The 23,048-nt window shown below is 65.2% G+C and carries 23 protein-coding genes; 10 read left to right on the forward strand and 13 right to left on the reverse strand.

Annotated features, from left to right (window positions below; genetic code table 11):
* Positions 1-112: 112 nt before the first annotated feature.
* A complete protein-coding gene (locus SM755_RS09865) occupies positions 113-1,459 on the reverse strand; it encodes a cytochrome P450 (protein WP_323172484.1) in 1,347 nt (448 codons plus the stop codon).
* Positions 1,460-1,677: 218 nt separating this feature from the next.
* Here SM755_RS09865 and SM755_RS09870 point away from each other — a divergent pair, with 218 nt between their 5' ends.
* Complete coding sequence (locus SM755_RS09870; RefSeq protein ID WP_323172485.1) at positions 1,678-2,382, forward strand: helix-turn-helix domain-containing protein; 705 nt, start codon at positions 1,678-1,680, stop codon at positions 2,380-2,382.
* A gap of 79 nt (positions 2,383-2,461) precedes the next feature.
* Positions 2,462-3,316, forward strand: a complete 855-nt coding sequence (locus SM755_RS09875; RefSeq protein WP_323172609.1) for a Sir2 family NAD-dependent protein deacetylase — start codon at positions 2,462-2,464, stop codon at positions 3,314-3,316.
* A 49-nt stretch (positions 3,317-3,365) separates the two neighbouring features.
* Here the strand turns inward: SM755_RS09875 and SM755_RS09880 are convergent, their stop codons facing one another.
* The 6 genes from SM755_RS09880 to SM755_RS09905 form a co-directional block, all read right to left on the reverse strand.
* Positions 3,366-4,163 carry a DUF2182 domain-containing protein gene (locus tag SM755_RS09880; RefSeq protein WP_323172486.1) on the reverse strand — a complete coding sequence of 266 codons (798 nt, stop codon included), beginning with the start codon at positions 4,161-4,163 and terminating at the stop codon, positions 3,366-3,368.
* Between the two features lie 28 nt (positions 4,164-4,191).
* Complete coding sequence (locus SM755_RS09885) at positions 4,192-4,803, reverse strand: DUF1326 domain-containing protein (protein WP_323172487.1); 612 nt, start codon at positions 4,801-4,803, stop codon at positions 4,192-4,194.
* Between the two features lie 215 nt (positions 4,804-5,018).
* Positions 5,019-5,726: a phosphoglycerol geranylgeranyltransferase gene (locus tag SM755_RS09890; protein ID WP_323172488.1), complete on the reverse strand. Its 708-nt coding sequence runs from the start codon at positions 5,724-5,726 to the stop codon at positions 5,019-5,021.
* Positions 5,727-5,895: 169 nt separating this feature from the next.
* Positions 5,896-7,101, reverse strand: coding sequence for a threonine synthase (locus SM755_RS09895; RefSeq protein ID WP_323172610.1), 1,206 nt, complete (start codon positions 7,099-7,101; stop codon positions 5,896-5,898).
* 267 nt (positions 7,102-7,368) lie between these two features.
* Positions 7,369-7,545 (reverse strand): 50S ribosomal protein L37e, encoded by a 177-nt coding sequence (locus SM755_RS09900; protein WP_006108486.1) that lies wholly within the window; start codon positions 7,543-7,545, stop codon positions 7,369-7,371.
* Positions 7,542-7,778, reverse strand: coding sequence for an LSM domain-containing protein (locus SM755_RS09905; RefSeq protein ID WP_323172489.1), 237 nt, complete (start codon positions 7,776-7,778; stop codon positions 7,542-7,544). The genes SM755_RS09900 and SM755_RS09905 overlap by 4 nt, the downstream gene beginning before the upstream one ends.
* Before the next feature lie 360 nt (positions 7,779-8,138).
* Between SM755_RS09905 and SM755_RS09910 the strand changes: the two genes are divergently transcribed.
* Together SM755_RS09910 and SM755_RS09915 are read left to right on the forward strand one after the other, a co-directional pair.
* Positions 8,139-8,474: a hypothetical protein gene (locus SM755_RS09910; RefSeq protein ID WP_323172490.1), complete on the forward strand. Its 336-nt coding sequence runs from the start codon at positions 8,139-8,141 to the stop codon at positions 8,472-8,474.
* Positions 8,475-8,543: 69 nt separating this feature from the next.
* Entirely contained in the window at positions 8,544-9,506 is a 963-nt protein-coding gene (locus SM755_RS09915) for a zinc-dependent metalloprotease (RefSeq protein ID WP_006666220.1), read from the forward strand.
* 31 nt (positions 9,507-9,537) lie between these two features.
* On the opposite strand, the gene SM755_RS09920 is transcribed toward SM755_RS09915, so the two are convergent.
* The 3 genes from SM755_RS09920 to SM755_RS09930 form a co-directional block, all read right to left on the reverse strand.
* Positions 9,538-9,753, reverse strand: a complete 216-nt coding sequence (locus SM755_RS09920) for a hypothetical protein (protein ID WP_006666221.1) — start codon at positions 9,751-9,753, stop codon at positions 9,538-9,540.
* On the reverse strand, positions 9,750-10,238 hold the full coding sequence (locus tag SM755_RS09925; RefSeq protein ID WP_323172491.1) for a hypothetical protein: 489 nt from the start codon (positions 10,236-10,238) through the stop codon (positions 9,750-9,752). Before SM755_RS09925 ends, SM755_RS09920 begins: the two co-directional genes overlap by 4 nt.
* 93 nt (positions 10,239-10,331) lie before the next feature.
* A complete protein-coding gene (locus tag SM755_RS09930; RefSeq protein ID WP_323172492.1) occupies positions 10,332-10,883 on the reverse strand; it encodes a hypothetical protein in 552 nt (183 codons plus the stop codon).
* Between the two features lie 104 nt (positions 10,884-10,987).
* On the opposite strand from SM755_RS09930, the gene SM755_RS09935 reads away from it, so the two are divergent.
* From SM755_RS09935 to SM755_RS09945, 3 genes are all read left to right on the forward strand, one after another.
* Positions 10,988-11,266, forward strand: a complete 279-nt coding sequence (locus SM755_RS09935) for a hypothetical protein (protein ID WP_323172493.1) — start codon at positions 10,988-10,990, stop codon at positions 11,264-11,266.
* Positions 11,267-11,443: 177 nt separating this feature from the next.
* Positions 11,444-14,389 carry an AAA domain-containing protein gene (locus SM755_RS09940; protein WP_323172494.1) on the forward strand — a complete coding sequence of 982 codons (2,946 nt, stop codon included), beginning with the start codon at positions 11,444-11,446 and terminating at the stop codon, positions 14,387-14,389.
* 96 nt (positions 14,390-14,485) lie between these two features.
* Positions 14,486-15,664 carry an NAD-binding protein gene (locus SM755_RS09945; protein ID WP_323172495.1) on the forward strand — a complete coding sequence of 393 codons (1,179 nt, stop codon included), beginning with the start codon at positions 14,486-14,488 and terminating at the stop codon, positions 15,662-15,664.
* Here SM755_RS09945 and SM755_RS09950 read toward each other — a convergent pair.
* From SM755_RS09950 to SM755_RS09960, 3 genes are all read right to left on the reverse strand, one after another.
* Complete coding sequence (locus SM755_RS09950; RefSeq protein ID WP_323172496.1) at positions 15,622-16,617, reverse strand: AIR synthase family protein; 996 nt, start codon at positions 16,615-16,617, stop codon at positions 15,622-15,624. The genes SM755_RS09945 and SM755_RS09950 overlap by 43 nt on opposite strands.
* A gap of 125 nt (positions 16,618-16,742) precedes the next feature.
* Positions 16,743-17,756, reverse strand: coding sequence for a TIGR04024 family LLM class F420-dependent oxidoreductase (locus tag SM755_RS09955; protein ID WP_323172497.1), 1,014 nt, complete (start codon positions 17,754-17,756; stop codon positions 16,743-16,745).
* Positions 17,757-17,882: 126 nt separating this feature from the next.
* Positions 17,883-18,659 (reverse strand): glucose 1-dehydrogenase, encoded by a 777-nt coding sequence (locus tag SM755_RS09960; protein WP_323172498.1) that lies wholly within the window; start codon positions 18,657-18,659, stop codon positions 17,883-17,885.
* A gap of 287 nt (positions 18,660-18,946) precedes the next feature.
* Here SM755_RS09960 and SM755_RS09965 point away from each other — a divergent pair, with 287 nt between their 5' ends.
* The 3 genes from SM755_RS09965 to SM755_RS09975 all read left to right on the forward strand — a co-directional run bounded on the left by SM755_RS09965 (position 18,947) and on the right by SM755_RS09975 (position 23,025).
* Positions 18,947-19,699, forward strand: coding sequence for an HAD family hydrolase (locus SM755_RS09965; protein WP_323172499.1), 753 nt, complete (start codon positions 18,947-18,949; stop codon positions 19,697-19,699).
* Positions 19,700-19,855: 156 nt separating this feature from the next.
* A complete protein-coding gene (locus SM755_RS09970) occupies positions 19,856-20,917 on the forward strand; it encodes a phosphotransferase family protein (protein WP_323172500.1) in 1,062 nt (353 codons plus the stop codon).
* Between the two features lie 149 nt (positions 20,918-21,066).
* Positions 21,067-23,025 carry a 3-hydroxyacyl-CoA dehydrogenase NAD-binding domain-containing protein gene (locus SM755_RS09975; RefSeq protein ID WP_323172501.1) on the forward strand — a complete coding sequence of 653 codons (1,959 nt, stop codon included), beginning with the start codon at positions 21,067-21,069 and terminating at the stop codon, positions 23,023-23,025.
* The last annotated feature ends 23 nt before the right edge of the window (positions 23,026-23,048 follow it).

The raw sequence follows: 23,048 nt of genomic DNA on the forward strand, positions 1-23,048 counted from the left end.
CCGATTCCCGTCGCCGCAACTTAAGCGCAATCGTTCCGACCCGCCGTTCGGCGTGTGGCGGTCGGTGGCGAGAGGTCGCGTCCCCGGTCTCGCCGACGGTTCACCCCCGCAGTTACCGTTCGCGGACCGTCATCGGAATTTCGTCCTTCGGGCGCGCGGTGATCGTCGCCATCAGATCGAGTTCAGTGCCCGGAACGAGTTCGAGGTGGTAGTTCTGGTAGATGGTCGCAAGCAGCAGTCGGGCTTCGAGCATCGCGAAGCGGTCGCCGATACACCGGCGGGGACCGGCCGCGAACGGGAAGTACGCGAGTTTGGGAAGTGACTGCTTCAGATCGTCGGTCCAGCGCGCCGGCCGGAAGGCGAGCGGATCGTCGTACCACCGCGGATCGCGATGGACGACCCACTGGTGCATGCGGACCGTCGCGCCGGGCTCGATCTCGTAGCCGCCGATGATGTCCGGCTTGGCCGGTTCGCGGACGATGCCCGGTACCGGCGGGTACAGCCGCATCGATTCCTCGACGACCTGTTCCGTGTACGTGAGGTCGTCCAGATCCGCCATCGTCGGCGTGTCGCCGCCGAGCACGTCGTCGAGTTCGTCGACGAGGCGCTCCTCGGCCGCCGGGTTCGTCGCGAGGAGGTACGCCGTAAACGTCAGCGAGAGCGCCGTCGTCTCGTGGCCGGCGAGCAGCAGCGTCACGACCTCGTCGCGGATCTGCTCGTCCGAAAGTTTGGTCCCGTCTTCGTCGGTCACCTCGAGTAACTTCGAGATCACGTCCCGGTCGGTCGGGTTCGCCCGCCGCTCCTCGATCATCCGATAGACGACGGCGTCGAGAGACTCCCGTGCGCGCTGAATGCGCCGGCGCGATGGCGTCGGCACCTGCGACGGGAGCATCATGTGCGAAAGACTCTCGGTCGCCAGCATGAACTCGTCGAGCGCCGAGCCGACGGTCTCGACATCGTCGTCGATATCGACGCCGAACAGGGCCCGGGCGACGATCTTTAGCGTGACCTCCATCATGTCCTCGTGGAACGGACGGGTCTCGCCCTCGTTCCACGTCTCGAGTTTCTCCTCGGTGAACTCGGTCATCATCGAGGCGTACTCCTCGATGCGATCGGGCCTGAACGCAGGCTGGATGAGGTGGCGATTGCGACGCCAGACCGCCCCCTCGCTGTTCAAAATCCCGTTGCCCGTCGCCGGCCCCAGCACGTTCTGGAACCGGTCGCCCTTGACGTAGTGCTGGTTGTTCTGCACGAGCACCTGCTCGATGTAGTCGGGGTGGTTGAGTTGGTAGACGGGGCCGGTCGGGTCTTCCCAGTAGGCAATATCACCGTACTCGCGAGCCGTCTCCGTCATGAACTCGTAGGGATGGCGGAGAAAGGCGAGTTGATTGCCGACGAGCGGGAGGCCGTCGGGGCCTGGAGGGTGTTCGTCCGTGACCGTGGATGATTCGCTGCTCATCTGTATTGTATACAACGGGCTCAACGCGCCTATGCCTGTGGCCGAGCATGCTCGGTGTACTTATGCGTGGGCTGCGATGAGTCACGTATGCGTGGCCACCGACGGACGAGCATGATTCGACGCGATATCCGAGCGACGGGGACTGACCGCATCCGATACGATCCCGTCTCAGAACCCGTCTTGGAAGCCGGCATCCGATCATCTCGGAGGAACTGTCCATGAGATACGCGACAGTGACGCTCTTCTGGAACGACGGTCACCCCAGCCCCAGTGATCGCCCCTTCGGTCACACCGAGGCGATCTCGATCGAGGCCATTCGGTACCTCAATCCCGTCTCCGAAGACGACGACCGATACGTCGAACTGCTCGAGCTCCGGGGCGACCTCGAGCGCGCCCGAACGCTGTTCGAGGCGTCACCGGACGCCCTCGAGTTCGACATCGCCGGCGACGGCACACACGGCGTTGCCTACGTCCAACGTCGGACTGTCGGCCCCGTCGGCGACCTCCTATCGATCCTGCAGACTCACGAACTCGTCGTCGACTGGCCGCTGTCCGTCGTCGACGCAGAGAGTGGACGCGCCCTCGAACTCACGGTCATCGGCACCGATCGGGCGATCCAGCGCGCGGCCGCGGATCTCCCCGACGGCGTCGCCCTCGATGTCCGGCGGCTCGGTGACTACGACCCGAACCCGGATCACGACACCCGATCACGCGGGGCACCCGGTGGATCACCCGTACTCACCGACCGCCAGCGAGAACTCTTCGAACTGGCGTGGAACGAGGGCTACTACGAGGTACCCCGACAGACGACACAGCGCGACCTCGCCGACGAACTCGACCTTGCCACGGGAACCGTCGGCGAACACATTCAGCGGATCGAATCGAAGTTAGCTGCTGCGTATGCCCGGCCGAGACGACAGTAAGTCCCATCCCGTCACGTTCAGTCAGCCCACTCCGATCCCGTTTTTGCCGTTCGAACCCAACCGCCCCAGTATGTCTGGGATGGCTGAACTCGAGCGACTCGCAGCCGACCTTCGAACCGCGGAGACCGCGGTCGCGTTCACTGGTGCGGGGATCTCCGCGCCTTCGGGCGTGCCGACCTTCCGCGGCGACGACGGCGTCTGGGAGGCGTTCGACGAGGGGCAGTTCACCTACGATCGGTTCCAGCGCGACCCTGCCGGATTCTGGGCGGATCGAGTTGAACTCCACCGTACGATGTTCGACGCGGAGTACGAGCCGAACGCAGCCCACGACGCCCTCGCCGAACTGAACCGCGACGGACATCTCGAGGCGATCGTCACGCAGAATACCGACGGGTTACACGCGAAAGCGGCAGCCGATGCTGGGGGAGACGACGGCGATCACGACAACAGCAGTGACGGCGGTGAGAGCGCCGAAGCGGCCGCCGAGTTCAGCGCGCGCGAGACGATCCTTGAACTCCACGGCAACGCGCGGCGAGTTCGGTGTTCCGATTGCGGGCGTCGGGAGCCGATGGAGCCGATCGTCGAGCGGGCCGAAGACGGTGAACTCCCTCCGACGTGCGACTGTGGCGGCACCTACAAGCCGGACGTGGTGCTTTTCGGCGAACGGCTGCCGGAGACGGTCCTCCAGCGGGCGCGCTCGCTCGCCCGCGAGAGCGACGTGTTTCTGGCTGTCGGCTCCTCGCTGGTCGTCGAACCGGCGGCGTCGCTGCCGCGGATCGCGGCTTCGAACGAGGCGACGGTGGGGATCGTCAATCTCGAGTCGACGCCGGTCGACAGCGTGGCGGACGGCTGTTTGCAGGAGGACGTGACGACGGCGTTGCCACGGCTGCAGGAACTGGTCGAGTCGTCGGGGTCTGCACAGGAGTCAGCGTAAGCGACGAAACCGAGGGCCGAGTAGCAGTAGTCGGTAATACGGCTTCGTCCTAGACCAGTGAGATCACGATAACGACACTACCGCCACTACCAGCAAGAATACCGACCCCACGTGCTAGTCGCTCACCCCACGAAACGGTCCGTTCGAGCGAGAGCACAACCGCGATGAGCGCCATCCAGACGATATTCATCGAGCCCACGATCACCATGAATGCGAACAGCGCCCAGCAACACCCAACACAGAAGACGCTGAACTGCCAGCTCATCCGGACGGCACCACGGACCCCTGGCCGGTGATGGCCCAGGAGGAACCCGATCGGTGACCGACAATACTGCAGACACCGGTATTTGTACGGTGAAAGCTGATACCCCGATAGGAGTAGCAACGACCCACCTATTAGGAGCCCGCCGTGGGCGTTCGCGAGGCTGACAATCGGTACCAGCGCATTGACCACAAGCGGGACGATCCCTGTCAACGTCCAAGCGAGTGCGTACGTCCCGATAAACGCCCCGACTCGTGTTGCTTTCCCCACGGCCGTCGTCCCCTCGAGCGTCTCGGCGTATAGCCGGAAGAGCGGGACCGACGACGGGTACATCATGGCGACCATCATCACCCCCCACATGAGCAGGTACAGGCTGATACCAGTCACCCCGTTCGAGAGCGCCATCGCCTCCGGTGCTCCCGGATCGGACATGTGCATTTGCGTATCCATCTGTCCGCCAGGCATCGGGAGCCAACGACCGATAACCGCTGCCCACGCGAGCAGCGCGATTACGTAGGTAACGAGCGCGACAATCGGGATGCGCCGGTGGGTAATTCGATCCCGGAGTGAATCACGTGTCCCCATGATTGACTCTATCGCTGTCCTACCGCCCTCAGGAGTTCGCCAATTCGAAGTCGCCGAGGTAGGCGTTGTTTCCGGAGACGTCCCACGTGAACTGGTCGTCGTAGGAGACGGTGGCCGTGGTTGACTTCCCGGTCTGTACCTCCGTGCTCTTCGTCAGTGGGTGGGGCGAGATCGTACCGACCTCCTCGTTGAATCCGACCGCACCGCTCGCGTCCATTTCGATGGCATCCCCGATCTCGACGGAGAAGTCCGCCCCGTCCCGCGAGAAGCTGATCGGAACGGTTGTGACCTCGGCGGAGCGGACGTGCGTATCAGCGACAGGTGCCCAGATGCCACCGGCGCGGCCGGAGTAGATGTCCTCGAGGGCTTCTCGCTGGTCGTCGGTAGCTGTCTCGTCGACGAATAACACGATGTCCCACTCCGTCTCGGGGGCGAACATGACCCCCTCATCGGTCGAAATGAGCATGCCGACATCTACTCCACTTAGATCAACATCGCCGTAGTTTCCCTCCTCGATATGCCACGCCAGTGAGACGGTACAGACGTCATCGTCCGGCGGTTCCATCCATACACACTGGCATGCAACATCGCAGTTGCAGGCTTCGACGTAGTCTCCCTTGAGGATCCATTCTCGTGCCATTGATGAACACCATGTGGTACGCCAGCAAGCACCATGATATAACTATCTAGTGAAAATATACCACCTGGTGAAACCGTCGACCACCTGTTCACCTGCAGATGTACCTCGTCAGCTAACCATGCGCGCACGGTATCCCGTTATCCCATACTGACTACGGGTTTCGTGACTATCTCTAGATACAGCAATCGTACTACTATCTACATCTACTGTTCGAATTAGGCGTCTGACGCCGCTTTCACCGTCTCGCGAACCGCCTCGACGCCCTCGTCGTGAGCGAGGTCGCCGACGACGATCACGTCCGCGTACTGGGCCATCGAGTGGGCCGACTCGTAGTCGTGGATGCCGCCGCCGTAGAACAGCGTCGCGTCGTCGACTGCATCCCCTGCGGCTTCAACGACAGCCTCGTCGCCGAGCATCCCGGAATACTCGACGTAGACGATTTCCTGGCCGAACATCCGTTCCGCGACCTCGGCGTACGCGCCGACGTCCTCGGCCGAGAGGTTGCAGTCAGCCTCTGTGTAGGTGGCCACGTCGGCCTCGGGGTTCATCACGATGTACGCCTCGGTCGACGTTCGATCCCAGTCGAGGCCGTTGTCGAGGCGAACCCACTCCTTGTGCGCGCCGGTGATCCAGAACGGCGACCCGGCGTTGAAGACGGTCGGGATGAGATACCCCTCGAGCGCCCGATTATCGATGACCACGTCGGGACTCGACGGCTCCTGATAGAGCGGTACGTCGTGTTCGGCACAGGCCTCGACGACGGCTTCCATGTTCTCCTCGGTGATACCCATCGTGCCACCGACTTCGATCGCGTCAGTTCCAGTCGCACAGAGATCGCCGTAGGTGACACCCTCGGGGAGTTCCTTGTCGGGATCGATCTTGAGAATGTGGTTCCACTCGTCCCAGGGTGGAGCAGTAGTCATATCGCCCCGTTTCCCGAGAGTCGGGAAAAACGCTACGAAACGGTCAAGGCGCGGGGAATGCTGGTACGCGAGACCGTACCGCAGCCGCCCGATACCCACTATAGTAGTCGCTGCACCCCGACCGACGACTACGGGATCGGCGTGTAACTCGTTGCAGTTGGTCCTATACTCAGATCCCTTGGCTCATCAGGTGACTGCGCAACACATCTGCCTCCTTGTTCCCGGTTCCCGTATTCAGGATGACAACCGTCTCGTCGCCGCTGAACTCGCCGCGCTCTGCGAGTTCCCACGCGCCACTGGCCGCCGCCGCGGCGGTCGGAACCATCTCGAGCCCTTCGTGCTGGGCGACCTGCGTCGCCGCATCCAGGATCTCCGTGTCGTCCGTCGCCACCGCGCCGCCGTCGCTCTCGCGGATCGCCTCGAGGACCCACGAACTCGCGCCGGGATCGGGAATTTCGATCCCGCCACAGATCGTATCCGGCGTCTCGACCGGTTCGTGTTCGTCCCAGCCCTCGTTGTAGGCCTCGACGATCGGCGCACAGCCCGCCGACTGGGCCGCGTAGAAGCCGGGGAGTTCATCGGTGAGTCCGAGTTCAGTGAACTCTTGGGCGGCCTTGTACATGGCGACGAGGCCGACGCCCCCGCCGGTGGGGTAACAGATCGCGTCGGGAACCTCCCAGTCCAGCTGTTCGACGAGTTCGTAGTACATCGTCTTCGTGCCCTCGTGGCGGTAGGGGGTGACGAACGTCTGGAGTGGGTACCACTCGTCGTGTTCGGCGAGGCCGTCCTCGAAGGCGGCACCGGCGGCGTCGATCCGGCCGCCCACGACGTTCATGTCGCCGCCGTGAACGTTGACCATCGCCTTGTTCGTAAAGCCCGAGCGCGAGGGCAGATAGACGTGGGAGTCGAGGCCGGCGCGGCCGGCGTAGGCCGAGGCCGACTGGCCGGCGTTGCCCGCGGAGGCCAGAGCCACGTCGGTCGCACCGTGTCGCAGTGCGGCGGTGACGGCGAGGGTCTGGCCGCGGTCTTTGAACGTCCCCGTCGGATTCCGGCCCTCGTCTTTGATGAGCACGCGTTCGACACCCAGTTCGTCGGCGAGTTTCGGGCAGTCGACGAGCGGCGTCGCGCCCTCGTCCATCGAGACGGCGCTATCGCGGGTGAACGGCAGCAGCTCCTCGTAGCGCCACAGCGACTCGAAGGGACGCGAGGCGAGCGTCTCGCGATCGAGCGCAGCGCCGAGAGCGTCGTAGTCGTAGGTCGGATCGAGGATGCCGTCGCAGTCGGCGCTGGGGCACCGGTGGGTCGCCTCGTCGGGGTCGAAGTGAGTGCCACAGTCGCGACACTCGAGGCCGGTAAAGGCGGCTGTCGTTTCGATACCGGCGTCCGCCCCCGCGCCGCCGTCCGTGGCTGGCTTCCCGTCCATCCCTGCGTCCGAATCGCGATCGGGGTCCGTCTCAGTCGTCATACCCAAGCGTTCGGCGCGTGAGACTAATGGCTTTCCTGTCCGGCGGTGGAAGTGCACAGTGAACTCGCAGCCGCTGGATCGGTATGAGAACGGTGGTGTCGTGTGGTCTACTCGGCAGCCACAAGTACGAAGTACAATGAGAGTAGCGTCAGCGATCGAGTGTCGCGGCGGCGCAACTCAGTTGTCGCCGGTCTTCGACTGCCACTCGTAGTCACGTCGCTTTGCCGACTTGCCGAAGCCACACGAGGAACAAACCTTCTTTTTCGTGTGGTAGGACTTCTCTCCGCAGCGACGACACTTGGTGTGGGTCGTCTTGTTCTTCTTTCCTTGGCTCGGGGTTCCTGCACCAGTCATGGAGTGATCGAAACGACGTTATCGCCGCGTATAATGGTTGTGTCTTCGACCGACTCCGCAGTTGCCGGCTCGATTTCGCCACTGTCGGCTGCGTTCGTCGCATCCTCGAGGACGAGGTTCATATGCTGGTCGTAGCCGCCGAGTTCACCGACGTACTCGTCGCCACTCTTGAGTCGCACCGTAACTCGTTCGCCGAGTGACGCCTCGAGAACGTCAAGCGGTCGTCCACTCATACGAAAGAGCGCAGGTGATGGACACTTAATCGTACCGGTCCGAATCCGTCTCTCTCTCGCGTTCGAAACACCATCCAGGTAGCGCTGTTGCGGACGATTCTATTTCTGCACCGGTTCGATCGGAAATATAATAGCAACCGTGTTGTATCCAATTCAAACTGCTATTTCGTCTATCGGCGACGAGACTCACCATGAGACGGAGAACGATTTTGCTCGGCGCTGCACCGGAGCATCTATCACGCTCTCCGGTTGCGGGTTGCTGGCGGACTCGTCTCGAGAAGTCGATCGCGGACGACGCCGTCGGCGCGCCCAATCTACCCGATCCAAACCGCTAAGTGGACACTCGTTGAGAGGCCGACTATGGGTGACAAGAAGTTCACGATCCTCGAGTTACACATCGACGGTGATCAGTTCGCACCGGGTGCGGTCAGCAACGCGCTCCCCTTTGGCGGGCCCGAACCAGAGCACGAACCCGGACCCGCGGAGGCAGACGAGGCGAGGGAACGCGAAGAGGCTGCAGCCATCGGAGACGAACCGGACGAGGGCGATGGCGGCTCGAGTTCAGGTGCCGTCGGTGCGCTCGTTGCGCTCGCGTTGCTCGTCGCTGCCGGTGTTGCGGTCAAGAAGTACCGAGGCGATGGTGAGGCGGAATTGGAGTCCGAGACGGAGACGGAACCCGATATCGTCGTCAACTGAGCATCAACTGAGCATCAACTGAGCGGACCGAGCCGAACGCTTTTGCGCCTGCCACTCGTACCGACTCCCGTGAATCTTTATCGTAGCGCCCGGACCGTCGCCGGCGCATCCGGGACCGGGGACGACGCGATCGACTGGCAGTCCGCGGCCGACGCTGCGAAGGCGGCGACTGACCCCGGTTCGCTTTCGCTGAGCAGCGGCGAGCGCGAGGGCTACGCCCGCGACGTTCGGGAGGCCCGAAGCGCCGTGCAGACGGCCGCCGACGTCGAGTTCGACGTGCCGGAGACCATCGAGATCCAGAACCGCCACCACTGGATCGACGCCAACGTCGCCACCTTCGAGCGCGTGATGGGAACGCTCGAGACTCACACCGAGACGTTCCCCGGCGTCGCCCGGACGATCAACACGGGGACGATGACCGTTCTTCTCGCTTTTCTCGGCCGCAACGTTCTGGGTCAGTACGACCCGCTCTTGCTCGCGGAAACGCCCGCCGACGACCACGCGCTGTACTTCGTCCGGCCGAACATCCTCAACGCCGCCGACGTGCTCGATGTCGATCCGGACCGGTTCCGGCGCTGGATCGCCTTCCACGAGGTAACCCACGCCGCCGAGTTCGGTGCCGCGCCGTGGCTCTCCGACCACCTCGAGGCGCGCATGGAGTCGGGCATCGCCGCCCTCTCGGACGGCTCGTTCGACCGCGACGCGTTCCGCGACCTCGACGCCGCGATGACCGTCGTCGAGGGCTACGCCGAACTCTTGATGGACCACGCCTTCGACGACGAGTACGCGGATCTCCGGCGCAAGCTCGACGCTCGCCGGCAGGGTCGCGGACCGCTGCAGAAACTCTTCCGACGACTCCTCGGTCTCGGCCTCAAACAGCGCCAGTACGAACGCGGCAAGCAGTTCTTCGAGCACGTCATCGCCGTTCGCGACCTCGAGACGGCCAGCCTGGTCTGGGATCGGCCCGAGAACCTGCCGACCCACGATGAACTCGATTCGCCGGGGCTGTGGATCCAGCGGGTCGAACGCTGAGTCGGGCTGTACTCGACTGTCGGGACGCCGGCTATTGCACGATCCAGTGAAGATACCACAACAGGACGCTTCCGGCTACCAGGCACCCGAGAATCACCGCTCCAGCGGTTAGCAGCGATGCGCCGCCCTGTAACGCCATCGTGCCGCCTGAGAGTCCAACCAGCAGGACGAACGCGGCTCCGAGCTGTCTGAGCCGGCGCTGATTCCCCTCGTTCGAATCGGAGCGCGGCCCGCGTCGCCGGCTCATACCTCGTCCGCGGTACTCACGTGCATCGACACGAATTCCCACCCGCGGTCGGTCGTTTTCGTTTCCGTCTCCGTCTCCGCGTCCGTCTCACGCTCGGACGCAGCCTCGCGTTCGGTCCCCGTAGGCGCTCCGTCCGTCTCGGTATCGTCCGTCGCCGAGTTCACGATCAGCGTGCCGCTCCAGCGCGTCTCGAACTGTCGGCGCTTGCCGGTTTCAGTGTCCGTCCACGCCATCGTGACCTCATCGGCGAACGTCGCACAGGAACCGCGTTCGGTGACGACGAGGTGTGAACTCTCGATCGTCCACTCCGCGGTCGTTTCGGTCTGCTCACGGAGGGCAGCCCCGATGTCGTCGTGACCGAACAGCGCCTCGCTGATGGCGAACTTGACCGTGGAATCGCTCCGCCGAAAGTACGGCACAAGCGGATCACCGTCACGAAGCGCGTCGTAGTAGTCTCGGATCGTGGCCTCGGCGCTCGCGGTCATGGTTCGTTTCTCGTTCGTCCTGTCGAAGGCCGGTCTCAAAGGCGCATCGGATGACCGCAGGGTACCCGCCGCTGGCGCTACCGTCCCGTCGAACTACATAAACCCGCGATCGACCGCGTCCGTTTCGATCAACTCGTCGAGTTCGGCGTGGAGCAACTCGTCGGCTTCTTCGAAGCGGTCTGCGAGGTCGTCGAGTTCGTCCGGGCGGTCGTACTGGTCGTACTCCATCGGCCCGAACGCGGGGCTCTCCAGGGCGTCCATGACGTCGTCGAAGAGATCCTGGGGTCGCGTCGGCGCGTCCGAGTGCGTCTCGAGAACGGTCTGGAGGCGTTTCGAGACGGTTTCGGCCTGGTCCTCGTCCTCGGGTGGCGACTGGACGGCGAAGCGACCGCCCGACTCTTCTCGGGGCATGAACGAGCCGATTTCGTCGTCGAGATTGCGGGCGACCTGCGTCCCGACGCCGCGGACCTCGTAGGGGTTTTTCGCGTACGTCTTGAGAAAGAAGACGCCGGCGCGGGGATGCGCGAGATACATGTCTTCGCCGACGCCGCCGGCCCGGTCGCCGGCAACTGCACGCCAGTCCTTGGGGTCGACGTTCCGTTCGGTGACATCCTCGAGTACGTCCTGCCACTCGCGAATCCGCATATCTCACCGTTGGAACGCGAGGCGAATGAACGTATCGGTCCCGGTGAGCGTCGGGGATCAAAAGGAATACAGTGGCTCCGCAGTCAGGGCAGGTAAGATTCGGCATGGACAAGATATCCGCTCGCGGTCGTACGGTCATCGAACTGTTTCGCGCGCGGCCGGTCTCGAGTTCACTGCTCTCGGTCGTTCCGCTCGTCCTCGCGGTCGGGCAACTCTGGAATAGTTACGTCAACGACGTGTCTCCGCTCATCGCGGTCGGATTCACGCTCGCGATGCTCGGATTCACCGTCGTCGCACTGGGCCATCATGCAGCCGCGTATCGGCTCTGGCGACTCGAGTCGGGCGTCGAGCGACAGGGGACCAGCTCTCGAGGCCCGTTCTGACGCTGGGTGTTGTGCTTCTGATGGATATCTGGCGACTGAATTGTGACGTGGTGAGTGTGCGGTGAGTGCGGACCCGTCACCGTTCCCGTTCCCGTCTCGAATTTGTGCCGTGCCCTCGTTTCCGTCCCCGATCGCGACCGATAGCGTTTTTGATCGTTCGGCCCCTGATAGATAGCCGTGCACGTACGCGGAACTGTCGCGGGTGACGTCGAGGTGCGGACAGTGTCGACGAGCTACGGCGAGAGCGAACTCGCCGAGGTCCCGGTTCGACTCGCTGTCGAAAGCGACCATCTCGACGACGTAACGGCGACCACCTCGCCGTTCGATGCGGCTGAGACGGAGACCGATGGTGGGACGCTCAGCGACGGTGCCGCTCGCGCAGCTGACCCGACCACGATCACCCTCTGGAACAAGTGGACCGAATCCGCCGAACTGCTCGAACCCGGGATGGAACTGCTCGTCACCGACGCCGAGGAAGACGAGTTCAGGGGCGAGCAGCGGTACGCGACGACCGGCGATTCATACGTCGTCGTCGCGCCGAGTTTCCACGTCAACGTGACGGCGATCCGTAACTGGGTGGAGTGTCCGCGCCTCTACTATCTGAACAAGCTCTCCGGCGTTCCGCTCAACTACCCGGTCGTGAAGGGGACGCTCGTCCACGAGGTCTTCGGTGACCTGCTGCGCGGGCGCGATCTGGAGGAATCCATCGACGCCCGCGTGGAAGAGCGCGGGCTCGAACTCGGGTTGCTCGGCGAGACGGCCGACGCCGTCGCCGAGGACGTTCGCGAGAACGCGACGGCGATCGAGGGCTGGCTCGAACAGGGTCGCCTGACGGCGGAGAACGAAGAGACGGCGGAGAACGAAGAGACGGCGGTGACAGCCGACGACGACTCGGAGGCGGCGTTTACGCCCGCGGAGAGTAGCTGGCGGTCCGAGCAACTGCTCATCAGCGAGACCTTCGGCATCCGCGGGCGCGCCGACGCCGTCCGCCGCGGCGCGCCGGTCGAACTCAAGACCGGCAAGAACCTGAAAAAGGAGCCGCGGTTCAAGGACAAGGTGCAGGCCGCCTGCTACGCGCTCTTGCTCGAGGAACACGGCGGCGACGTCGACACCGGCACCCTCCTCTACACCAAGAACTCGGCGCTCGACCGCAACGAGGAGACCGGCGATCTCACCCCCGCAAAGGAGTTCTCGATGGGCGACGGCCTCCTCAAGTTCGTCGTCCGCCTGCGCAACGAACTCGCCGCGATGGAGGTTTCAGGAGACGTGCCGACCGGCTACGAGGGCTCGGCCAAGTGCGAGTACTGCTTCGAGCAGGACACCTGCATGGTCGTCTCGGGCCGCCTCGACCAGGAGTCAAAGGCCGGCCAGATCGGCCAGGCGCTCCCCGCCGCGGAACGCGAGTACTTCGAGCGCTTCTACCGCGCCATCGAGGCAGAACGGCGGGCGGTCCACCGCGAGTTCGCCAAACTCTGGGAACAAGACGCCCAGGAGCGGGCCGACGACGACCGCGCGCTGATCGACCTCGCGTTCCTCGAGAGCACCGAACTCGCGGAAGGCCGCTGGGAACTCCGCGCGCGTCGAACCGGCGATGCGACATCGAAACTCCGAGAAGGGGACCTGGTGCTCGCGAGCGACGGCCACCCCGTTCGCGGCAGCGCTGAACTCGCCCGCATCGAACGGCTGGACGAGAACGAGATCTTGCTCACGGCGGACGAGCCGGTCGAAGTCACCAGGCTGGATGTCTATCCCTCCGAACTCACGACCGATCGGCTCCTCGCCGCGTTACACGATGCGCTCCTGAAAGGGGACGAGCGCCGGAAGGACGTGCTGTTCGATCGCGCCGAGCCCGAGTTCGAGTCGCTCGACGAGACGTTCATCCCGAACAACGACGCGCAGGACGAGGCCGTGCGGAAGGCCGTCGGTGCGGACGACTGCGCGCTGATCCACGGGCCGCCCGGCACGGGCAAGACGTACACCATCGCTCGCGCGATCCGCGCGATGGTCGAGCGCGGCGAGCGCGTCCTTCTCTCGGCGTTTACGAACCGCGCGGTCGATAACGCCTTAGAGGCGCTGCTCGAGCAGCTCGAGGGAGTGATCGAGGAAGATAGCGTTGCGTCTCCGGCGCAACGAAACGGAGACGGCGAAGCCGTTGACGTCGTCCGCGTCGGCTCCGAAAGCGGCGTCCGCGAGGACATGCAACCCTACCGGCTCGATCGAGCGGGTGACCCCGGCGAGCGCGCCGCCACGCTGCAGAACGCACAGGTCGTCGCGGCGACGACTGCGACCTGCGGCTCGCGGGTCATGAAAGAACAGCGTTTCGACGCGGCGCTGGTCGACGAGGCCGCACAGCTCACCGAGCCCGGCACGCACGCAGCGATCAACCTCGCGGATCGGTTCGTTCTGGTCGGCGACCACGAGCAGTTGCCGCCGGTCGTCCAGTCCGAGGGAGGGACACGACGCGTCTCGAGCGGTGCGAACGGCGACGAGCCCCGCGCGGCGGACCTCACCGAATCGCTGTTCGAACGGCTCGTCGATCGCTACCCTGAGGCAGGCGTCATGCTCACCAAGCAGTACCGAATGAACCAGCGCATCCAGGCGTTCGCCTCGCAGGAGTTCTACGACGGCAAACTCCGCCCTGCGACCGGCGACGTTGCGGGACGGACGCTCGACGACCTCTCGGGCGTCGCTCGCGACGACTTGCCGACCGAACTTCGGGATGCCGTCACGTTCGTCGACGTCGACGGCGACGGCAGCCGGTACACGGACAGCGAGGAAGCGGCCCGCATCGCGGAGATAGTCGAGAAGTACCGGGCCGCCGGCCTCGACGCTGCGGATATCGGCGTCATTGCGCCGTTTCGCGCGCAGGTCTCGGAGCTATCGAAGCACGTGCCGGAGGAGGTCGCGGTCGATACGGTCGACCGGTTCCAGGGCTCCAGCCAGGAGGTCATCATCGTCTCCTTTACCGCGACGGGTTCGCTCGAGGGACCAATCTTCGAGGACTACCGGCGGATCAACGTCGCGCTGACGCGTCCGAAGCGCGCGCTCGTCCTCGTCGGCGACGCGAACGCGCTCGCGACCGACCCGGTCTACTCGCGAATGCTCGAGTGGGCGCGACGCTGACGAATTCCGACGACAACGACGGCCAGCGAACGCGGCCGCGGCGATCCTGTTCGCGTCCACCTGCATCTTTACCGCAGTCGGCAGTGTGGATCCCCTATGCCTGATCGGAGCATCCGGAACCCGGTACCGCGCAAGCGTCGCCCCAGCGCCCGCGCCGTCGTCCAACTCGTCACCGCCATCGCGCTCGTGTCCATCGCGACCGGCGTCCTCGCCATCCTCACGCAGCCAGCGCTTCAGACCGGCGGCCCGCTCGGTGCGCTCCGGTCGGTCGCCGAGTTCAGCGGCACGCTGCTCGGGTTCGCCCTGCTGGTCACCGCCTGGGGGATGCGCCGGGGCTATCGGCTCGCGTACCTGGCCGCGTCGGTCCTCGTCGTCCTCGTGGCCGCCCACGGTATCGTCCAGTCGCGGTTGCTCTCGGTTCCGCTGGTCGTCCTTTCGATCGGCGGGCTCGTCGTCCTGGCAGTCACGAGCGCCCGGTTTACCCGCTCGAGTTCACTGACGCCGACGCAACTCGGCAGCCTCGTCGCGATCGTCGGCGTGTGCTGTTACGGCATCGCCGGCGCGTACACGCTTCGACACGATTTCAGCGAGTTACACACCGTGGTCGATGCGACCTACTTCACCATCGTGACGGTGAGCACGGTCGGCTACGGCGACGTGCACGCGACGAGCGAGGCCGGTCGGCTGTTCGCTATCTCGCTGGTCCTCCTCGGGCCGGCGACCGTCGCCGTCGCCGCCGGGAGTCTGTTCGGCCCGATTCTCGAGGCGCACCTTCGACGGACCGGCCGGCGAGCGGCAGCCCGGGGTCGCTCGACCGCCTCGCGCGAGCGCATCGTCGTTCTCGGGGCCGCCGGCCCGGTCGCCGGTGTCGTCGACGAACTCGCGACGCGGGAGTCGTCGGTCCTCGTCATCACGGCGGATGAGAACGCTGCGGCGGCGTTCGAGAATCGGGACGCCGACGTACTTGCCGGCGATCCGACCGACGAAGCGATTCTCGAGCGCGCTGCACTCGACGAGGCGGACGCGGTGCTGGTAGCGACGGGTGACGCTGCCGAGGATAGCTACGCCGTGCTTCTGGCACGAGAGCGCACGGATGTGCAAATCGTCGTCATTACCGACGAGGCGGCAGGCGGGACGCTCGAACGGGCCGGCGCGGATGTCGTTATTTCACCCGAACAGTTGGTGACGAACGCGGCGGTCGACGCGGCGCTCGGAACGGAATCGGACGACGATTACGCCTCGTCGCTCGCGTCGGCGGCTTCCCACAGCGGATAGAGGTCGTCCTGAACCGGTTCCGTGATCGTCTCGTCGCCGAGCTCGAGCGCCGGGCCGGCGTCGGCTGCGGGCTCGCGAACGGTCCCGATCGATTCGGCCTCGATACCCGCCGCCGCGAGTTCGGCGAGGCAGTCCGCGGCCGAGTCCGACGGGACGGTCGCGAGAAGCGCCCCGGAGCCGAAGATGCGCAGCGGGTCGACGCCCGCGGCCGCACACAATTCGGCGGTCTCCTCGCGGACCGGAATCGCGTCCGCATCCACGTCGAGGCGGACGCCGGACGCGCGAGCGAGTTCAACGAGTCCGGCGGCGACACCCCCTTCCGTCGGGTCGTGCATCGACGTCGCGAACTCGCGGACGACGCGGGCGTCGGGAACGACGCTGATCTCGTCGAGGAACGACGCGGCGCGGTCGCAAACCGCATCCTCGACGCCGAGTTCAGCGCCGAAGTCCGCCGCGAGAACGGCAGTTCCTTCGACGCCGGCGGCTTTCGTGACGATGACGCGGTCGCCGGGGGACGCGCCGCCGGTCGGAATGAACTCGGCGGCGGCACCCATAGCGGTCAGCGAGACGAGCGGGCGGGTTAACTGATCGACGTACTCGGAGTGGCCGCCGACGATCGACGCGCCGACTTCGCTGGCGGCGGCATCGAGACCGGTCGTGATCGTTTCGATCGGGACGCTCTCGTCGGGAAGCAGGATGACGACGGTAAGCCAGCGCGGGTCCGCGCCCGAGGCGGCGATATCGTTGCAGGCGACGTAGACGCCGAGCGAGCCGACCTGCGACGCCGCGAGGGAGATCGGATCGGAACTGACGACGAGGTCGCCGCCGGGCCAGTCGATGGCGGCGGCGTCCTCGCCGTTTGCGGGGCCCTGCAGGATCGTTTCGTCCGCGTCGGCCCCCGTCCGATCGAAGACGTGTGCGAGCAGCTCGTCCGGAGACACCTTGCCGGGCATGTCACGAACTGGGAGGATCGGGGGTTTGTACCTGTCGCTGTTGACAGCCGACGGGCCGTTGAACGGACGGGATGCCGACATCCCGGCGAGTGACCGGTGAGTGACCCGGCGATGCGGAGCAGGTGTTAGGACGCGTCGTCGGCGTCGGGTGCCAGCACGTCCATCGTCCGCTCGATGTCCTCCCGGTCGGCCCCGCGCGGGAAACTGACCGCGACCGAATCGACGCCCTCGACCGCCTCGTACCGGGAAACCTGCTCGCGCACCGTCTCCGGGTTGCCAGCGGCACAGAGGTCGTCCAGAATCGCCTCGTCGACGAGTTCGAGTGCGCGCTCGCGGTCGCCGTCCTGCCAGGCGTCGTGGATATCGGCGGCTTCGTCGTACCCCTGGCGCTCGAGCGCGTCGCGGTAGAAGGTACCCATGCCGCCGACGTAGAACGCCGTGTGCTGGCGCGCGAGTTCGCGAGCGCGCTCGGCGTCCTCGAGCGCACAGCACGTGACGCCGGTCGTGACCTGCACGTCGTCGGGGTCGCGGTCGCCGAGTTCAGCGCCACGTTCGATGTCGTCGATGCGGTCCGAGATGCCCTCGGGCGTGAGCATGATGCCGTGCCACCCGTCGGCGAACCGACCGGCGAGTTCGACGGCTTTGGGTCCCATACCCGTCACTTCGACGGGCGGAGTGGGGTCCGGGGGCGCAGAGCGCAGCCGAAAGCCCGACAGACTGAACTCGTCGCCGTCGTATTCGACCGGTTCGCCCGCGAGCACTTGCTTGACGATGTCGACGGTTTCTCGCGTTCGCTTGAGCGGGTTGCCGTACGCGACGCCGTGCCAGTTTTCGATCACGACGGGGCCGCTCGGTCCGAGACCGAGACGAAAGCGGCCGTCGGAGACTTCCTGGAGCGTCGCCGCCGTCTGGCCGAGTAGCGCGGGCGAGCGCGAGTAGGTGTTGACGATGCTCGTCCCGATGTCGATCGTCTCGGTTCGTTCGGCGATTGCGGTCAGAACCGTCACTGCATCTCGCCCCCAGGTTTCGGGGAGCCAGGCGCAGTCGTACCCACCGGCTTCGGCTGTCTGGGCGTACTCGACGAGCGAATCGACGCTCGGCTGGGCGGCGACCGGAAGGTGAACGTCTCTGTCAGTCATCATTGATCATAGACGAAGGATGGCTTTTTGAGTGTATGGGAACTGCTGACGATAGCGAGCGGGGTTTAGCCAACGATTGCTCGCAGAACCACGAACGAAGACACCGCCAGTAGCACCGGCACCCCATCAGACCTCGCGATCCTCGCTGATCTGCGGAACACCTTGCACGGTAATCGTCTCGCCGACGACGTACGACGCTGCCGGACTGGCGAGGAACTGGGCGACGTCCGCGATCTCTTCGACGGTACCGATGCGGCGCGCGACCGCCTCGCGGTCGATGTTCTCCGCGGAGACACCCATCTGGCTCTCGACGCCCGGCGTCGCGACAAACCCCGGCGCGATGCAGTTGACGCGCACGTCGTCGTGGGCCCACTCGTAGGAGAGCGTCGTCGTGAGGTTGACGACCGCGGCCTTGGCCGCCCCGTAGGGGCTCATCAGCGGCGAGCCGCGCTGGCCGGCCACGCTCGCGAGATTGATGACCGAGCCGCCGCCGTCCTTGAGGTGCTCGGCCGCCGCGTGGGTGCAGTTGTACGTGCCGTGGAGGTTGATATCCACGATGGTCTTCCAGCCGTTCGGTGACACGTCGTCGAAGTCGGCCATGAACGACGCGCCGGCGTTGTTCACCAGCACGTCGAGTTCACCGAACTCGTCGACGGTCGCCTCCACGAGTGCCTCGACGGCCTCGCGGTCGGTCACGTCGCATTCGACGGCCAGCGCCTCGCCGGGGCGCTCGCTTTCGGTGATCGCCGCCGCAACTGGGTCGACGTTGCCCTGCTCGCGCGAGCAGAGGACCACGTCGACCCCGTCCGCGGCAAACCGCTCGGCGATCGCCTTCCCGATGCCGGAAGAAGAGCCGGTCACGAGCGCCACGTCACCGTCGACGCCGAACTGCGTCGTGCTCATACGCGATCACCGGACTGCTGTGTACTCACTACCATTGTTAGCAACAGGGAACAGTAAGAAGACATTGTTAATAAAAGTGGGCAAACAACCCGCACTGTTAAGTGTTGCCGCCGGGAGTCACGATCACACGGCGGCCCGAGTTCACCGCCGACGGAGCACCTGTAGATGACAGCACCGATTCGCGACACGAGTGCAGACGAGTGGAGAGAGCGACATGAGACGAACCGAGCGACGGGGACGGCACGGGTACGGTCACGGGAACGGGAAACACACTGGGAGATGAGACGATGAGTGACGGATCTGCCAGTACCGACTCCGGCGTCAACGGATGGCCGGAGAGAACGAACAGGGACTGGCAGGCCGTCTTCTGGGATATCGGCGGCGTCATCCTCGAACTCGAGTCCGTTCGGGCCGCTCACGCGACCGTCATCGAGGAGTTCGTCGAGCGGAATGAACTCGACATGTCGACCGCGGAGGCAGTCGAGACCTGGCGGTCAGCCGTCGGCGAGTTCTTCCGCGAACGCGACGGAACCGAGTTCAGAGCGGCCCGGGACGGCTACGCGAAGGGGTTCGAGGCGGTCGCGGGCGAGTCGCTTGCGACGGGGGAGTGGCGACCGGCATTCGAGGAAACGGTCCGGTCCGCCATCGAACCGGTTCCGGGTGCCGTCGAGGCGATCGAACGACTCGCCGCGCGAGACCTTCACGTCGGCGTCATCAGCGATGTCGACGATGACGCCGGCCGGGAGATGCTCGCCCAGTTCGGCGTCCGCGAGCGGTTCGATTCCATTACTACCTCCGAGGAGGTCGGACGCACCAAACCCGATCCCGAAATCTTCGAGACGGCACTCGAGAAGGCCGGCGTCGAACCGAACCGATCGCTGATGATCGGCGATCGGTACGACCACGACGTGAAGGGTGCCGACGAGGCGGGGATGCACGGGGTCGCGTTCGGGGCTGCCGACGGGCCGGCGGTCGCCTACCGGATCGCGTCGCCGCTCGAAGTGCTCGAAATCGTCGCTGAGGAGGCCCCTGAGAAGTGAACATTGTAAGTCTCTTTTCGCGGCGTAACTATTTTCGTTAAGAAGCACGACGGTGGTCGTACCGACAATGTCGAGCGCAACCAGCGATTCGATATCCGCACGCGTACCGGTCGCCGAGAACGACGCTTCGCTTCCCGAAACGACCGCGCGAGCGCCATGAGCGACACCTACTACGAGCGCCTCGTCGACGAGGACGCACTGGTTGCCTACCTCTCCGACCACCTCGAACCCGTCGAGGACTACGAGATCAGCCGCCACCAGGAGGGCCACTCGAACGAAACCCTGTTCGTCACCTGGGGCGATCGCGAACTCGTCGTCCGTCGCCCGCCGCCGGGCGAGACCGCGGACACCGCACACGACGTATTGCGCGAGTTCCGCGTGACGGACGCCGTCGCGGACACCGCCGTTCCGGTCCCCGAACCCGTGCTCGCCTGCGACGACCACGACGTCATCGGCAGCGACTTCTACGTCATGGAGCACCTCGAGGGGGACGTGCTCCGGGAGGGCGAGCCGACACGATTCGCCGACCCCAAGCACCGCGAGCGGATCGGTGAAGAACTCGTCGACACGCTGGCGTCGATCCACGGCGTCGACTACGAGGCCGTCGGACTCGACGAGTTCGGTCGGCCGGCGGGCTACACCGACCGGCAGGTCGAACGCTGGGGCCAGCAACTCATGTGGGCTTTCGAGGTGACGGCCGACGAGCGCGAGGTGCCCGCCCTCTACGAGGTCGGCTCCTGGCTGCAGGAACACGCACCCGAGTCACACCCCCACACGCTCGTCCACGGCGATTACAAGCTCGATAACGTGATGTTCGGTCCCGACGAGCCGCCCGAACTGATCGGCGTCTTCGACTGGGAGATGGCCACGCTCGGCGATCCGCGAGCCGATCTGGGCTGGATGCTCTCCTACTGGCGCGACGCGAAGGACCCCGAGCCGACGATCCCGGAACTCACGAACCGGTTCATGGAACGCGACGGCTACTCGACGCGCCGCGAACTCGTCACACGTTGGGAGGCACAGACTGGATTCGAGTTCGAACACGGGCGATTCTACCGCGCGCTGGCGGTCTACAAACTGGCCGGGCTCGGCGAGATGTTCTTCCGGCGGTATCTCGAGGGCAACAGCGACGATCCGATGTATCCGCGGATGGAAGACCGCGTTCCGGCGCTTGCCGCGCGCGCACAGCGAATTATCGAGGGCGACGAACCGCTATAGGGGCATCGAGCGGTCCCAATGGGGACGACGGCGAATGGCGGCGATCATCCCTGCCACACCATCGTACAACTGTTATCTCGACCACTTTCATCTTAACGATGGTAACTGCCGTCGGTGGAGTTAAGACGCTCCCAGCCGACGACACAGTCATGTCATTCGACAGCATCGACCGCGTCGCCGTCCTCGGTGCAGGGAACATGGGCCACGGTATCACCGAAGTGACCGCCATGGGTGGCTACGAGGTCACGATGCGCGACATCGAGCAAGAACTCGTCGACGACGGGTACGAGCAGATCGCCTGGAGCCTCGACAAACTCGAGGAGAAAGACCGGCTGGGCGAGTCCGCCGACGCCGTTCTTGACCGGATCGAGACGACCACCGATCTCGAAGCGGCAGTCGCCGACGCCGATCTCGTCATCGAAGCCGCTCCCGAAAACCTCGAGCTGAAACACGACATCTTCAGCGATCTGGCGGAGTTCACGACCGAGGACACGCTGCTGGCGACCAACACCTCGAGCCTCCCGATCACAGACATCGCCGAGGTCCTCGACTCCCCCGAACGGGTCCTCGGCTTGCACTTTTTCAACCCGCCGGTGAAGATGGACCTCGTCGAGGTCATCTACGGGCAGGAGACGACCGACGAGGTCGCGGACGCCGGCTACGAGTGGGTCGAGTCGATCGACAAGACGCCGATCTACGTCCGCAAGGACGTGCGCGGCTTCGTCGTCAACACCATCGTCGGCCCGTTCGGCGGCGAACCCGCGTTCATGGTCTCGGAAGGCGACGCGACCGTTCGCGAGGCCGACGCAACCATGGCCCACGAGCGAGGCTACCCGATGGGGCCGTTCGAACTCGCCGACCTGACCGGCATCGACGTGGGCTATCACGTCCGCACGGAGGGCGGCAGTCCGATCCCACCGATCACCGAAGCGAAGGTCGAGGCCGAGGAACTCGGTCAGAAGACCGGAAAGGGATTCTACGACTACGAAGACGGCGACGGCGCGGACTACCAGCCCGACGACGCGGGCGACTTCGACTGGCTCCGCGTCGAAGCGCGCATGGCAAACCGCGCCGCGTTCCTCGTCGGCGAGGGCGTCGCCACGCCCGAGGAGGTCGACACCGGCGTCCAGCTCGGCCTCGGCTTCCCCGAGGGCATCTGCCGCCGCGCCGACAAGCTCGGACTGGACACCGTCCTCGAGAAACTCGAAACGCTCCACGAGGAGACCGGCGCGGAGCGGTTCGAACCGCACTCGTATCTCGAAGAACTCGTCTCCGAGGGCAACACCGGCGAGGACGCCGGCGCGGGCTTCTACGAATACGACGGAGACGACGGCGCGCTCGACTCCTACCACAACATCAACGTCGAACTGGAGGAGGGCGTGCTCGAAATCGAACTCGACCGCCCATCGCGGATGAACGCCATCTCGAACGACCTCCTCGCCGAACTCGACGACCTGCTCTCGACGGTCGACACCGACGACGTGCGCTGTGTCACCGTCGAGGGCGTCGGCGACCGCGCGTTCAGCGCCGGGGCTGACATCACCGGTTTCGGCGGCGCGGACCCGACCGACGTGATGGACGTAACGCCCGCCTTCGAGACGGTCAACGACTTCCCGCGACCCGTCGTGGCCAAGATCGACGGCTACTGTCTCGGTGCCGGCCTCGAACTCGCACTCGCCTGCGACCTGCGACTCGCCACCGAACGGTCCTCCTTCGGCGCTCCCGAGATCGGGCTCGGACTGATCCCCGGCGGCGGCGGCACGCAGCGACTCCTTCGCGTGCTCGGCGAGACCCGCGCGAAAGAACTCGTCTTCCGCGGCAACCACATCGACGCCGAGCGCGCCGAAGAATGGGGGCTGATTAATCGTGCAGTCGACCGCGACGAGTTCAGCAACGTGGTTGCGGACTTCGTCGACGACCTGCGAAACGGCCCGCCGATCGGTCTCAAGGTGGCAAAGAAGGTGATGAACGAGGGCGAGGATGCGAGTCTGGAGGCTGCGCTCGCGATGGAGAGCCAGGGCTTCGGACTCCTGTTTACGACCGAGGATATGCGCGAGGGGACGGCCGCCTTCGCCGAGGATCGAGAGCCCGAGTTCAGCGGCGAGTAGTGCCCGTCGGCCGTTCGACACTC

The organism is Natrialba sp. PRR66, from assembly GCF_034808065.1.
Taxonomy (GTDB): Archaea; Halobacteriota; Halobacteria; order Halobacteriales; family Natrialbaceae; genus Natrialba; species Natrialba aegyptia.